Origin of the sequence: Pseudoduganella ginsengisoli (genome assembly GCF_009720865.1) — a bacterium.
GTDB classification, from domain to species: domain Bacteria; phylum Pseudomonadota; class Gammaproteobacteria; order Burkholderiales; family Burkholderiaceae_D; genus Rugamonas; species Rugamonas ginsengisoli.
The window spans coordinates 149,884-163,491 of record NZ_WNLA01000009.1 but is presented as its reverse complement, the minus strand read 5'-3'; the positions used below and the strand labels follow the sequence as shown (position 1 = coordinate 163,491).

Below are 13,608 nucleotides of genomic sequence, written 5' to 3'. Positions count from 1 at the left end.
GAAATGGTAGCCACGGCGTACCATTACCGGAATCGAAAACTTTTCATCACCCTATAACCGTGTCCGAATCCGCTTCCAATTACGTACCCCGCTCGGCCCTGTCGTCCTTGCGGATCAAGCAATTCATGCTGCTGGTCGCACTGGGCAATCATGGTTCCTTGCGCAAGGCGGCGGACGAACTGGCCGTCACGCAGCCGGCCGCCAGCAAATCGCTGCTGGAAATGGAAGGTGCGCTGGGCACGCAGTTATTCGAGCGCACGCACAGCGGCTTGACGCCCACGGCGGCGGGACGCTGCGCCATCAACCACGCGCAAAGCATCATCGGGTCCGTGCGGCGCATGAAATATGAACTCGATGCGATCGAACACCAGCGCCAGGAAATCCTGCGCATCGGCTTGATCATGGGCGCCGTCACCGGGGCGTTTTGCGGCGTGGTGAGCCGCGCCTGTGACGCGCGTGAAAATTTGCTGGTCGAAGCGCAGGAAGGCACGTCCGCGGAATTGATGCTGAAATTGCAGTCCGGCGAACTGGATCTCGTGTTTGCCCGCTCCGGCCTGGCGGCAGGCCAGCCGGAACTCGATTGCCGCGAACTGGCAACGGAGCCCATTTGCATTGCCGCAGGCGCCCACCACCCATTGCATTCCGGCGAAAAATACACGTGCGCCGACCTGGCAGGCTACCCGTGGATCAGCTACGAACCCAAGGCGCCGCTGGCCGCGCTGCTGTCGGACTGGTTCGCGGACAGCAGCTGCCCGCCGCCCACGGTGAAGCTGCGCACCACGTCGGCATTGGTGACGGTCGCCACCTTGTGCAACACGGATTGCCTGGCCATGCTGCCCAGTTCCGTGTTCAAGCACGTGGTGGCCGATGACCGCATCAAGAAAATCCACACGACATCGATGCTGTCGCTGGGCGATTACAGCGCGTACTGGCACCGCCATTCACTGCGGCTGGGGACTATCCGCAGCGTTCTGCAGGCAACCGATAACGCAAGCTTCAACGGGCTGCCTAATCCGTAGGGCGGATTTTACGGGAACGCCGAGTCAAACCCGCCCTACGCATCCCCCCGCTTTTTCAGCGCGATCCACTCGTTGATCAGCCGTTCCAGCACCGTCAGCGGCAGCGCCCCGTGCGACAGCACTTCATTGTGGAACTGCTTTAAGTCGAATTTCACACCCAGCTCTTCGCGCGCCTGTTCGCGCAGCGCGAGGATTTTCAGCATGCCGACTTTGTAGGCCAGCGCCTGTCCCGGGTCGACAAAATAGCGCTCCACTTCCGCTATCACATCGCCTTCCGCCATGCCCGTGTTATCCATCATGTACGCAATGGCCTGTTCCCGCGTCCAGTGCTTGTAGTGGATGCCGGAATCGACCACCAGCCGCGTGGCGCGCAGCATTTCATCGCGCAGGCGGCCCAGGTTATCCATGGGCGTTTTCTGGAACCCCAGTTCGCTGGCCAGCCGTTCCGCATACAGCGCCCACCCTTCCTGGTACGCCGTAAATGGAATCACCTTGCGGAAGAACGGCACGCCCTGCAATTCCTGCGCAATCTGGATCTGGAAATGGTGGCCGGGAATGCCTTCGTGGTATGCCAGCGTGCGCATGGCGAACTTCGGTGTTTCGCCCGGCGCCCGCATATTCGCGTAAAAAATGCCGGGGCGGGAACCGTCAAACGCGCCCGGCATGTAATACGCGCCCGGCGCCGCATCCTGCGATTCCGGCGGCACCTGCCGCACTTCGACGCCCAGCTTCGGGCGGATTTCAAACGCGGAATCCACGCCTTCATTGATTTCATCAAGGATGGCCTGGTACTGCGTCAGCATGGCTTTCTTGCCCTCTTCCGTGCTGGGATACTTTTGTTCCGGGTTCGACGCCAGCTGCTGCACGCGCTTGCCGATACTGCCTTCCGTCAGCCCCTGCTGGCGCAGGATGACGTCCATCTCGGCCCCGACACGGGCCACTTCCGACAAGCCCAACGCATGAATTTGCTGCGGCGTCATGCGCGTCGTCGTGTGCATGCGCACAGCCCACGCATAATACGCATCGCCATCCGGCATGCTCCACGCGCCCTGGCTTTCCTTGACCTTGCCCTGCAATTCCCTGAAGTGGGCAATCAGGCTGCCGTAGGCCGGATAGACGCGGTTGGCCAATGCATCGGCAGTGCGCGCCAGCACTTTCTGGCGGCTCGCATCATCCATCGCACTGGCCGGTATCCTGGCCAGCTTTTCCCGCATGTTCACATACAGGGTATTTTGCTGCGGCGGCACAGCCACGAAGTCGCTCATTTGCTTCAGCACTTTATCGACCATGAACCGGGGCGGATAAATGCCTTTGGCTTCGCTGTATTTCGCCTTGTCCAGCAATTGCGCGAACTTGCGGGGGAACAGTTCCAGGCGCGCCACATAGTCTTCCCCTTCGCCGCGCGTGCCGATCTGGTGCACCTGCACCATGAATTCCGGCAGCGTCACCTGCATGCCGGCCATCTGGTTCAACGGCAACGCATGGTACAGATACGGTTCACCCTCAGCCTGGATGCGCATGTAGTAATGCAGCGTGTCGTACGACAGTTTGCCGTCGCGGTCCAGTCCTGCCCGGTCATAGCTGTCCAGCGTGACCAGGTCTTCCTTCATGCGCCGCATCATCTTCGCGTCATGGTCGACGGAGACGTCGTCAAGGCGGCTGCCATAAAAGTCCAGCATGGGCGGCAGCAAGCGCATCGATGACAGCATTTCCGGGCTTTCCAGCGCAAACAGGGCAAACGTGCGCATATAAAACCAGTCCAGCCGCAGCGGCTTGAAATAAGATGTGTGGGTGACCAGCAGCACGGCCAGCAATAGCAGGGCCATGGTCACCGTCAACAACCATTTCAGTGTGTTTTTCATCGGCGTACCACCACCCCGCCCTTCATCACGAAGCGGACCTTGGTCAGCAGCGCGGCGTCGGCAGCCGGGTCGCCATCGACAGCAATGATATCCGCATATTTACCGGCGGCCAGCGAGCCAACCCGGTCCTTCCAGCCCAGCAAATCCGCCGCATGGATGGTGGCGGCCTGGATCGCCTGCATCGGCGTCATGCCGTACTTGGTCATGTAAAAGAATTGCCTGGCATTGTCGCCATGGGGATACACGCCGGCGTCCGTGCCAAACGCGATTTTCGCGCCGCCCTTCACGGCCTTTTTGAAGTTATCGCGCTGCAGCTGGCCCACCGCCCGCTCCTTTTCAATGGCTTCCGGCAGCATGCCTGCCTTCTCTCCCTCTTGCAGGATGAAGTCATCGTTATAAATGTCCATCACCAGCCAGGTGCCCTTGTCGCGCGCCAGCTTGATGCCTTCGTCATCGATCATGCTGGCATGTTCGACGGAATCCACGCCGGCCAGGATCGCGTCGCGGATACTGCTGGCGCCATGGGCATGCGCTGCCACCCTGCGGCCCAGCTTATGCGCTTCTTCGACGATGGCTTTCATTTCTTCCAGCGTGTATTGCTGCGCGCCCGGCTCGTCGCCTTTTGACAGCACGCCGCCCGACGCGCACATCTTGATCACGTCCGCGCCATACTTGGCCATTTCCCGCACCTTGGCACGCGCTTCCCACGGGCCATCGGCCACGCCCGGGCCTTTCACCTTGTATTCGGCGGGCAGCAGGTTGTTGTCGCAGTGGCCGCCCTGGATGCCGATGGCATAGCCAGCCGTGCGCATACGGGGGCCGGGAATGTCGCCGTCATTAATGGCGTCGCGCAGCGCCACGTCGCCAAAGCCGGAAGCCCCCACGTTGCGCACGGTGGTAAATCCCGCGTCCAGCGTCAGCCGCGCCGCCTTCACGCCATGCAGCGCCGAACGGACGTCGGAAATGCCCAGCGCACTATAGCCCTGCTGCATCGGATCATCCGTCAAATGCACGTGCATATCGATCAAGCCTGGCAGTACGGTCTGCGCAGACAAATCAATGACTTCCGCACCGGCAGGCACGTTGGTGGAACTGGCGGGACCGACTGCCGTAATGCGCTCGCCGGTGATGACGATCAACTGGTCTTTCAGCACTGTCCCGGCTGCCACGTCGACGAGCCGCCCCGCTTTGATGGCTTTGACAGTCACTTGTGCATGGGCGGCGGCAACGAAGATGGCGGAAAGTGCAAGTGCAGCGGCGAGTTTTTTCATGTTCATCAGATGGGTTAATACAGGCAAGTGCGAAAGCCGACAAAAATATCATCCCTTGCGGGCAACTGGAAGTGCCGGAATTTGGCGGAAGCGAGCCGCGCTGGCGTGGCAAAGGACGCGCCGCGCAATACCTGGTCCGTGGCGAAATGCGGCGCCGAATATTCGCGGTACGGTCCCGGGGCAAAGCCGGGATAGGGTTCAAACGGCGTGGCCGTCCATTCCCACAGCCGCCCCCAGCGCAGCGCCGGGTGGCCCGCCAGCGCCGCGTATTCCCACTCCGCTTCCGTCGGCAAGCGCCGCTCCGCCCACATGCAGTACGCTTGCGCTTCAAACAGCGACACATGGCGCACGGGTTCCGCGCCGTTCAGCGTGCACAGGCGGCCAAAGCGCTGCGTGCGCCAATAGCCGCCATCGCGCTGCCAGTAGCGCGGCGCCGTGCGCTCTTGCCGCAGCAGCCAGTCGCGGCCCGCCGGGCTCCAGTAGCGGCTGTTGTCATACCCGCCGTCGGCCACGAAATCGCCGAATTGCGCATTGGTGACCAGCGCCGCATCCATGGAAAATCCCGGCACATAGCACTGGTACGCATGCAGTTCATTGTCAAATACGAAGCTGCCATCCTGGCGGCTGCCCAGCTGCACGGTGCCGCCGGGGAACCGGATTTCCGATGGCTGGATCCACGCCGATTCGTCATTCGGCATGCCCGGCGGCGCGGGCAAGCCCAAGGTTTGCAGGGCCGCCAGCATGGCTTCGCCCCGCATGTCTTCATACGCCAGCGCCAGCCGGTACGGATACAGGGCGGCGTCGTGCGCCGAGCCGTCCGCCGCCGCGTTCAGCAACTGGTCCAGCACCCGGTCCAGCACTTCATGGCAATACATTTTCACGGCGCCCGTGCTGGGCAGGTCCAGGTTCCAGCGCATCGGATGGGGCACGGTATTGGCGTCGAACCAGTCGTCGCCCTTGCGCAGCAGCGGGCCTTTGCGGGCATCAGCCGGGTGGCTGGAACTGGCCTTGCGCAGCACGAACCATTCGGCAAACCATGCGATGTGGCCCAATTCCCACAATGGCGGGTTCACGCACCGTAGCTGCGGCACGCGGGCCGTGGCGTCGTAGCCGGCCTGCACGAAACAGTCGAACAGCGCCAGCGTATAATCGCGCGCATGCTGCAGGGCATCCGCCAGTTGCCCCGCATTGGCGGAGCGGAATGATACGAATGATGGAATCTGCATAGCCCCCCGCACCGATGTATCTCAAATGATTTTAACCGGAACTTTCGCGACCATGAGCAATGAACCTGTGAAACTGACGTCCTTTTCCCACGGCGGCGGCTGCGGCTGCAAAATCGCGCCCGGCGTGCTGTCGGAAATCCTGAAAAACACCACCGGTTTCCCCGTGCCGAAGGAACTGATGGTTGGTATTGAAACCGCCGACGATGCGGCCGTCTACAAGCTCAATGATGAGCAGGCGCTGATCGCCACCACGGACTTCTTCATGCCCATCGTTGATGATCCGTTCGACTTTGGCCGCATTGCCGCCACCAACGCGATTTCCGACGTCTATGCGATGGGCGGCACGCCGATTATGGCGCTGGCGCTGGTCGGCATGCCCATCAATAAGCTGCCGATTGAAACCATTGGCCAGATTCTCAAGGGCGGCGAATCCATTTGCGCGGAAGCGGGTATCCCGATTGCCGGCGGCCACACGATCGACTCCGTGGAACCGATCTATGGACTGGTGGTGATGGGCCTCGTGCATCCGGATAAGGTCAAGCGCAATTCCGCAGCGCGCGCCGGCGACGTGCTGGTATTGGGCAAGCCGCTGGGCGTCGGCGTGCTGTCGGCCGCGCTAAAAAAGGGCAAGCTGGATGCGGATGGCTATGCGGCCATGATCGCGTCCACCACGAAGCTGAACAAGCCAGGCAAGGCGCTGGCAGAACTGCCGGGCGTGCACGCGCTGACGGACGTGACGGGCTTTGGCTTGCTGGGCCACTTGCTGGAACTGGCGCGCGGTGCGGGCTTGTCGGCGCAGCTGGAGATGCCGAAGATCCCGCTGCTGCACGGCGTCGAGCAATTGGCGCGCGAAGGCTATTTCACGGGGGCGTCCGGCCGCAACTGGGATGCGTATGGCAAGGATGTCGTGCTGCCGGCGGATTTGCCGTCCGAACACCATGCGCTGCTGACGGATCCGCAAACGTCGGGCGGCTTGCTGGTGGCGTGCGATCCGGGCAGCGTGGACGACGTGCTGGCGCTGTTCCGGCGCGAAGGATTCGATGGCGCGGCAGTCGTCGGCCGCATGGCGCAAGGCCCGGCCAGGGTGACTGTCTCCCTGTAATCCTACGCATTCGGCGTCCCCTCTCAACCATACGACTATTGCCCCCCGATGAAATTGCTGCCTATTGCTGCCGCTGCCCTGCTCTCCCTCTCCACCGGCATCACTGCCGCTGAAACCTTCACGCAAGACGCCTACGCCCGCGCCCAGGTCATGGTCGACGTGGGCGGGCGCCGCCTCAACCTGTTTTGCATGGGCAGCGGCTCGCCGACTGTCGTCTTTGAAGCGGGTGGCGGACGGCCGGGATGGGATTGGCACCTGGTGCAATCCGGCGTGGCCAAGCGCACCCGCGCCTGTATTTATGACCGCGCCGGCATGGGCTTTTCCGATCCCATTTCCCGCCCGGCTACGGCTGCCAACGCCGCCAAAGATTTGGCCTTCCTGCTGAAAAACGGCCGCGTGCCGGGTCCCTATGTACTGGTCGCCAATTCTTACGGCGGCATGGTGGCGCAACTGTTTGCGCGCCGTCCCAAGTCCGACGTGGCAGGGCTGGTGCTGCTGGACGCCCAGCATGAAGATGAACTGGTGCGCGTGGACAAGCTGACCAAAGGCGGCATGAGCGGAATGTACGCCACTATCGTTGATATGGACCGCGCGTGCCTGGCCGCTGCTGAAAAAGGTTTTGTGCCGGGTTCCGACCTTGAAAAGCAATGCGTGTCCGGCGCAGAAGAAAGCTTCGGCCCGAAACTGGCCGCTGCCGAAGAAGCCATGAAGCGCAAGGCGTCCTACTGGCGCGCGAATGTGTCGGAAGCGGAAAATATGTTCACCACCAGCGCCGACCAGATGCGCGCCGCGCGCAGCAAGCCGTTCGGCGACTTGCCCGTGGTGTCGCTGACGCGGGGCGTCAGCCCGTTCCTGATCCCGGGCCAGCCGCAGAGTGACGTCAACAAGGCCGTGGAAGCGGAAAACAAGGCCATGCAGGATGAGACGGCCGCGCTGTCGACGCGCGGCAGCAACCGCGTGGCGGAGGGGGCGCTCCATGCGATTCACTTGTCGAAACCGCAAGCCGTTGTGGACGCCGTGATGCAAGTGCTGGATGCAGTAAAGTAAAGCTGAAAAATCAACCCGGGCCGGGATTTGGCAGTTTTGCGCATTTCCCGGCACCTCGGCCTAATATAATTTGCTTGACAACCTTAAATGGGTTCCCGTACATTTAAGCCCATGTTTACGCATCTGCACCTATCCACTTTCCTGCTACCGGCATCCAGCGCCCTATCGCTGTTGCCGCGTCTACTAGCACGCGCCTGACGCAGTTACCCACTCGCAGTCAGTTTCGCGACCCAAGAAGTACCCTGCGCCGGTCAAAAACCGCGCGAAGTCCCTACCAGGAAAGCTTGCAACGATGTTCACCAAGGCTCTTACCACGCCACGCAGCACGATTGCGCCACGCGCCGTGCTGCTGCTAATGCTACCGATCGGTTGACGGCCCACGAACCCCGTGGCAGGCCGCCAGCCCACTGCGCCACATCGTTATGCCTATCCGGCTTCCCACATTCTAGAGACCCAGGAGTACCCCATGATGTTGCAAAACCCAGCAGCGAAATACCGCGCCTTCCCGCCAGTGCAATTGGCTGACCGCACGTGGCCCAACGCCGTCATCAGCAAACCGCCGATCTGGATGAGCACCGACCTGCGTGACGGCAACCAGGCGCTGATCGAGCCGATGAGCCCTGAAAAGAAATTGCGCTTCTTCGACATGCTGGTGAAAATCGGCCTGAAGGAAATCGAAGTGGGCTTCCCTTCCGCTTCGCAGACCGACTTCGATTTCGTGCGCAAGCTGATTGAGGAAAACCGGATTCCGGACGACGTCACCATTATCGTCTTGACGCAGTCCCGCGAAGAATTGATCCGCCGTACCGTGGAAGCGGCAGCGGGCGCCAAAAAAGCCATCGTCCACCTGTATAACTCGGTGGCGCCGGTCTTCCGCAAGGTCGTGTTCAACATGTCCCGCGAAGAAATCGTCAATATCGCCACCACCGGCACCAGGCTGGTCAAAGAATTGGTGGCGCAGCATCCGCAGACGCAGTGGGGCTTTGAATATTCGCCGGAATCGTTCTCCACCACGGAACTGGACTTTTCCAAGCAGATTTGCGACGCCGTGTCCGCCGTATGGCAGCCGACGCCGGAAAACAAAATGATCTTCAATTTGCCATCGACCGTGGAGTGCAGCACGCCTAACGTGTATGCCGACCAGATCGAGTGGATGAGCCGCCATCTGGAGCGCCGCGACTCGCTGATCATTTCCGTGCACCCGCACAATGACCGTGGTACCGCCGTGGCGTCCGCCGAACTGGCCGTGATGGCCGGCGCGGACCGCGTGGAAGGCTGCCTGTTCGGCAATGGCGAACGCACCGGCAACGTTGACTTGGTGACCTTGGCATTGAACTTGTACACGCAGGGCGTGCACCCGGGCCTGGATTTTTCGGACATCGATTCCGTGCGCAAGCTGGTGGAAGAATGCAACCAGTTGCCCGTGCACCCGCGCCATCCTTACGTGGGCGACCTCGTGTTCACGGCATTCTCCGGCTCGCACCAGGACGCCATCAAGAAAGGCTTCGCCCAGCAAAAACCGGATGCGCACTGGGAAATCCCGTACTTGCCGATCGACCCGCAAGACCTGGGCCGCAGCTATGACGCGGTGATCCGCGTGAACAGCCAGTCCGGCAAAGGCGGCATGGCGTACTTGCTGGAACAGGATTACGGTCTCGTATTGCCGCGCCGCCTGCAAATTGAATTCTCGCGCGCCGTGCAAGCGGTGGCCGACCAGACCGGCCTGGAAATCACGTCCGAAGGCATCCACGAAATCTTCCAGCGCGAATATCTGGCGCAAACGTCGCCGTACGCGTACAACGCGCACAAGCTGGTGGAAGACACCAGCAGCGATGAAACCGTACAAATCGATATCGCCCTGACGCACCGTGGCGTGGCGACGGCCTTGCAAGGCGGCGGCAATGGTCCGATCGATGCGTTTGTCGATGCCTTGGGCCTGGACATCAAATTGATGGACTACCACGAGCACTCGATCGGTTCCGGCGCCAATGCAAAAGCCGCGTGCTATGTGGAACTGCGCCTGGAGAATGGCCCGACCTTGTTTGGCGCGGGCATTGACAGCAATATCGTGACGGCGTCGTTCAAGGCGGTATTGAGTGCTGTGAACCGCCAGTTGAAGTCGAAGGAAGCGGCAACCAACGACGCAGTTGCTGTCACGGCTTGATGCATTAACTCAACATCCTTGGGCCCGGGGCGATTCCACCCGGGCCAACAAACCGCCAATCCTTAGCGGCACTTCACACCCAGCCTCGTTATACCCTCAAGTCCAGTCCTCTGCCGAAAGCGGCAGTTCATTTAATTCAGCCCGTGCTTCGCGCCAGGTTGGGTAGAACTTATCCAGGATTGCCACGAAGCGCTCACTGTGCGTCGGCTCGAGCAGATGGGCCATTTCATGTACAAGCACATACTCGAGCAAGTCCCTCGGTTTTTTCACCAGTTCGGTGTTGATGCGTATGTTTGCCGCCCTATGATTGCTGCTCTCCCACCTGGTCTTGACCTCAAACCATGCGTCTACAGCTTGTTTGTTGGTCAGCCGCAGTGGCACGTTGCGCGCTTCATATCTCAGGTCCAGCACCACTTACTTCCTTCAGCCGAGGCTTGATTGCCCGTCGTGCAGATTCATGGCGCTCCAAGTTTTTTATGAGCAGCTCCGGCACGTCTGCAATGGCGCGGATGAAAGAATTCAACGCGTAACGAAAAGGGGCCAGATCGTGATAGTTGCCCTCCATCTGATGAAGGTGCCAATGGCACTCATGCTATCGATCAAGTGATGCTGCAATAGGTTGATGAGCGCACGACATTTGCCGACCTCCCTTGCTGTTACGGCGCGGGAGATGGCACTGCGTCTGGAGTGGGCAACGAGCTACGCAATAATTCCGGGATACGATCAACCAGCGCAGGTTCCATGTGCATTTTCTTCAAGCACGATGCCAAGTAAGCCTGATCGCTAACCAGATCGATGGCCCTCATGTACGCAGTGTCGATGCTCTGACCGTACGCCCGGCGAGTTTTTGTCCACGCCTCTTCCGGCACAGCACCCCAGTGCTCGATTAGCATTGCCAAGTCAATGGCATCGCGGCTTGCAACGGAAACATCGCCACATCGGTCGGCATTGGCAAGCAGCTTTTCAGCGTACATATGTCGATTCGCCCCTCGCTCACGATCTCGAACTTAATGGGTGTACCGTCCACCCGAACAAAGGTCCGAATGCCGTAGCGATCTGCGCGCACTTCGCGGGCCAGCTCCACGGGCTGGGTGAGGATATCGCCAAGTGACGCATTCGTAATCGTGTTGCGCAAGGCCCGGTAGCCATCCATCGAACTGCATAGGAAGTCAACGTCCACCGACTCCCGATATTCATTTAAGGACAGTACGATGGCCGTCCCGCCAACGAAGTAGCAATCGGACTGGGCGAGAAAATCTGCGTTGAGGGCGGCGAGAAATTGGCGATGCGTTGGTGATGAGGACGGTCAAACATGCAAGATGCCATGGCCGTATTCACGTGTCAGGCGATCTACCATAGCGCGCTCGCGGGGAGGCATGGCGGTTTCATCAACAAAACGCCAATTCCGCTCGTAGAGCTCGAACGCCTCCTCACCGGTGATCGCATCATGGGGGTTACGATTCCATGCGATCAGTCGGAGCTGGGGGAAATCCCCAATGATGAAAGTGTCGGCTGCGGCTCTCATGAAGCAATTATGCACCATGCAGGAGGTATTTTCAAACGATGTGGCAGAGGCGGAGCGCCAATCGGCTTGCTTTACCGGTCTTCGCCCACCAAATCGGGTACATCAGGCTCTAAAAAGGCGGCCAACTTGCACAAAACAAGCAAGGACGGATTTTCTACACCGCGCTCTATCTGACTGATGTAGGTTCGGTCCAGCTCCGCGCTCAGGGCGAGCGCTATTTAATCCAATGGCGCAGCGACTGCGAGAAATTCGGGCAATGTCGCGGGATCGATAACTATTTACTAAAACTAAAGAGGAAGTATCGGCAAGACCGCGAAATAATGAGGACTCTCAACGCCTACAAGTCGCCGGATGAGGCGGAACCAAGCCATAAACAGTAGGAGCCTGCATTGGTAACTGCCCCCACTGTCTGTCGCCTGCCGACGCCCCCCCTTCCACGTATCCTTACGCGCGCCGCTTGGCAAACCCCAGCGTCCCCAACGCCCACAACGTGGCCGCCACACTGCGCCACGCATTCATATTGGGCAGCGGCTTCTTGCCATTACCCATGCGCGCCAGCTGGTGTTCGTACCACGTGATGGCGAGGAACGTCATGTGGTCGACCAGCTTGCTGCCCGTGGTCGGCATTTTCATGTCGATGCGGTAGCCCGGATCATTGATCAGGCGCGTCGCCAACGCCGGCTCCACGGCCAGCGGACGGGCCAGGCCGATAAAGTCCGTCGCGCCGCTGGCCAGCGCGGCTTCCACGCCGGCTGACGAACGGAAGCCGCCCGTCACCATCAGCGGTGTCGTGACCAGCTTGCGCACTTTTTCCGCATACGCGAGGAAATACGCTTCGCGCTGCTGGGTCGAAGCTTTCAACGGTTCCTTGGGCGCGCCCACCATGGCCGGGCTTTCATATGTACCGCCGGAAATTTCCACCATGTCGATGCCCTCGCGCGCCAGCGCCTGCACCACATGCATGGATTCTTCCTCGCTGAAGCCGCCCTTCTGGAAGTCGGCGGAATTGAGCTTGATACCGACCGGGAAATCCTTGCCCACTGCCGTGCGGATGGCGCGGTACAGTTCCACGACAAAGCGCAGGCGGTTTTCCGCCGAACCGCCCCAGCGGTCCGTGCGCTGGTTGTGCAGCGGCGACAGGAATTGGCTGACCAGGTAGCCGTGCGCGCCATGGATTTGCACGCCCGTAAAGCCCACTTCCTTGGCCAGCAGCGCGCTGCGGGCAAATTTGCCGATCACCACGGCAATTTCCGCGTCCGTCATGGCGCGCGGCGTGTTGAAGGTTTGTTCCAGGCCGCCGCCCAGTGCAATCGCCGATGGCGCCACCGGTTCTTTCGTGAGGAATTTCGGGGTTTGCTTGCCCGGGTGGTTCAGTTGCGCCCAGAACTGCGTGCCGTGCGCCCGGCCCGCTGCCGTCCAGCGGCGGAAAGCTGCCAGGTCGCTGCTGTCATCGAGCACCACATTCTTTGCTTCGCCCAGGTGGCCACGGTCAATCATGATGTTGCCGCTGATGAGCAAACCAATATCGTTTTCCGCCCACACACGGTACAGGCGCTCCAGTTTTTCAGTGGGGTCGTGCCTGCCATTGGCCAGCTGTTCGCTCATGGCCCCTTTGGCCACGCGGTTTTTTACAACAACGCCATTGGCCAGGGTGAACGGTGCGCCGGCGCGGGAGGAAACGGTTTGGTTCATTTTTATGGGTCCCTTTTCGTCATTATGACGGATGTCATAATCGGAATTATAGACACGTTTATGCCAAATGTCATAATATTCGTTTATGACTTCAGGAACACGAGACAAAATGGTGGCCGGCGCAGCGGAATTGCTGTCCCGGCGCGGCATGCACGGCACCAGCCTGCGCGAAGTGGTGCGCCATACGGACACGCCACGGGGCTCGATCAGCTATCACTTCCCTGGCGGGAAGGCGCAATTGATTGAAGAAGCCGTACGGCTGGCGCAACAGGAGATCAGTGCCATTCTGGAAAGCTTGCTGCGCGAATATGGCGCAGTGGCGGGTGTGCGTGCGGCCTATACGATGCGCGGCAAGTCGCTGCAGGAAAGCCGGTTCGAAGAAGGCTGCCCTGTGCTGGTGGTGGCCATTGAGCGGTACACGGACGACGCCAAGGAAGCGCCGGACGCCGCGACGCAGCAGCAGTTACTGGAAGCTGCCGATACGGCGTTCGGGGATTGGCAAAATATCGTGGCGGCGGCGCTGGTGCGCGAAGGGGTGGACGCGGCGCGGGCGCAACGGCTAGGGACGCTGGTGCTATCGTCGATGGAAGGCGCCGTGGCGCTGTGCCGGGCGGCGCTGAATTTGCAGGCGCTGGAAGATGTGGGCGACGAAGTGGCGCTGATGATGCAGGCGGCGATCAACGAAGCCCGAGCTTAACGC

General features: G+C 60.6%; 11 protein-coding genes and 1 pseudogene. 5 read left to right on the top strand and 7 right to left on the bottom strand.

Going from position 1 to position 13,608, the window contains the following annotated elements:
* The first annotated feature begins 59 nt into the window (after positions 1 to 59).
* Positions 60 to 1,019, top strand: a complete 960-nt coding sequence (locus tag GM668_RS15170; protein WP_155439795.1) for a LysR family transcriptional regulator — start codon at positions 60 to 62, stop codon at positions 1,017 to 1,019.
* A 35-nt stretch (positions 1,020 to 1,054) separates the two neighbouring features.
* On the opposite strand, the gene GM668_RS15165 is transcribed toward GM668_RS15170, so the two are convergent.
* From GM668_RS15165 to senA, 3 genes are read right to left on the bottom strand one after another with little or no spacing between them, the layout of a single operon-like run.
* Positions 1,055 to 2,881: a DUF885 domain-containing protein gene (locus GM668_RS15165; protein ID WP_155439794.1), complete on the bottom strand. Its 1,827-nt coding sequence runs from the start codon at positions 2,879 to 2,881 to the stop codon at positions 1,055 to 1,057.
* Positions 2,878 to 4,152: a Xaa-Pro dipeptidase gene (locus GM668_RS15160; RefSeq protein ID WP_229499368.1), complete on the bottom strand. Its 1,275-nt coding sequence runs from the start codon at positions 4,150 to 4,152 to the stop codon at positions 2,878 to 2,880. The genes GM668_RS15165 and GM668_RS15160 overlap by 4 nt, the downstream gene beginning before the upstream one ends.
* A gap of 14 nt (positions 4,153 to 4,166) precedes the next feature.
* Complete coding sequence (gene senA, locus GM668_RS15155) at positions 4,167 to 5,378, bottom strand: selenoneine synthase SenA (RefSeq protein WP_229499366.1); 1,212 nt, start codon at positions 5,376 to 5,378, stop codon at positions 4,167 to 4,169.
* Positions 5,379 to 5,430: 52 nt separating this feature from the next.
* On the opposite strand from senA, the gene selD reads away from it, so the two are divergent.
* From selD to leuA, 3 genes are all read left to right on the top strand, one after another.
* A complete protein-coding gene (gene selD / locus GM668_RS15150) occupies positions 5,431 to 6,480 on the top strand; it encodes a selenide, water dikinase SelD (RefSeq protein WP_155439792.1) in 1,050 nt (349 codons plus the stop codon).
* Between the two features lie 48 nt (positions 6,481 to 6,528).
* On the top strand, positions 6,529 to 7,527 hold the full coding sequence (locus tag GM668_RS15145) for an alpha/beta fold hydrolase (protein WP_155439791.1): 999 nt from the start codon (positions 6,529 to 6,531) through the stop codon (positions 7,525 to 7,527).
* Positions 7,528 to 7,993: 466 nt separating this feature from the next.
* On the top strand, positions 7,994 to 9,691 hold the full coding sequence (gene leuA / locus GM668_RS15140) for a 2-isopropylmalate synthase (protein ID WP_155439790.1): 1,698 nt from the start codon (positions 7,994 to 7,996) through the stop codon (positions 9,689 to 9,691).
* 96 nt (positions 9,692 to 9,787) lie between these two features.
* Here leuA and GM668_RS15135 read toward each other — a convergent pair whose 3' ends face one another.
* The 4 genes and pseudogenes from GM668_RS15135 to GM668_RS15120 all read right to left on the bottom strand — a co-directional run bounded on the left by GM668_RS15135 (position 9,788) and on the right by GM668_RS15120 (position 12,908).
* Positions 9,788 to 10,105, bottom strand: a complete 318-nt coding sequence (locus tag GM668_RS15135) for a M48 metallopeptidase family protein (protein WP_170305653.1) — start codon at positions 10,103 to 10,105, stop codon at positions 9,788 to 9,790.
* A 242-nt stretch (positions 10,106 to 10,347) separates the two neighbouring features.
* A pseudogene (locus GM668_RS31750) lies at positions 10,348 to 10,910 on the bottom strand (nucleotidyl transferase AbiEii/AbiGii toxin family protein); the annotation flags it as partial.
* Between the two features lie 377 nt (positions 10,911 to 11,287).
* Positions 11,288 to 11,386 carry a hypothetical protein gene (locus tag GM668_RS31745; RefSeq protein WP_371868707.1) on the bottom strand — a complete coding sequence of 33 codons (99 nt, stop codon included), beginning with the start codon at positions 11,384 to 11,386 and terminating at the stop codon, positions 11,288 to 11,290.
* 274 nt (positions 11,387 to 11,660) lie between these two features.
* Positions 11,661 to 12,908 (bottom strand): NADH:flavin oxidoreductase/NADH oxidase family protein, encoded by a 1,248-nt coding sequence (locus tag GM668_RS15120; protein ID WP_155439789.1) that lies wholly within the window; start codon positions 12,906 to 12,908, stop codon positions 11,661 to 11,663.
* A 109-nt stretch (positions 12,909 to 13,017) separates the two neighbouring features.
* Here GM668_RS15120 and GM668_RS15115 point away from each other — a divergent pair, with 109 nt between their 5' ends.
* Entirely contained in the window at positions 13,018 to 13,605 is a 588-nt protein-coding gene (locus GM668_RS15115; protein ID WP_229499352.1) for a TetR/AcrR family transcriptional regulator, read from the top strand.
* Positions 13,606 to 13,608 lie beyond the last annotated feature (3 nt).

What these genes read in the sequence shown, in the direction of transcription:
- GM668_RS15160 (WP_229499368.1), bottom strand. Translation starts at nt 4,152, where the DNA reads ATGAAAAAACTCGCCGCTGCACTTGCACTTTCCGCCATCTTCGTTGCC.
- GM668_RS15165 (WP_155439794.1), bottom strand. Translation starts at nt 2,881, where the DNA reads ATGAAAAACACACTGAAATGGTTGTTGACGGTGACCATGGCCCTGCTA.
- leuA (WP_155439790.1), top strand. Translation starts at nt 7,994, where the DNA reads ATGATGTTGCAAAACCCAGCAGCGAAATACCGCGCCTTCCCGCCAGTG.
- senA (WP_229499366.1), bottom strand. Translation starts at nt 5,378, where the DNA reads ATGCAGATTCCATCATTCGTATCATTCCGCTCCGCCAATGCGGGGCAA.
- GM668_RS15145 (WP_155439791.1), top strand. Translation starts at nt 6,529, where the DNA reads ATGAAATTGCTGCCTATTGCTGCCGCTGCCCTGCTCTCCCTCTCCACC.
- GM668_RS15115 (WP_229499352.1), top strand. Translation starts at nt 13,018, where the DNA reads ATGGTGGCCGGCGCAGCGGAATTGCTGTCCCGGCGCGGCATGCACGGC.
- selD (WP_155439792.1), top strand. Translation starts at nt 5,431, where the DNA reads ATGAGCAATGAACCTGTGAAACTGACGTCCTTTTCCCACGGCGGCGGC.
- GM668_RS15120 (WP_155439789.1), bottom strand. Translation starts at nt 12,908, where the DNA reads ATGAACCAAACCGTTTCCTCCCGCGCCGGCGCACCGTTCACCCTGGCC.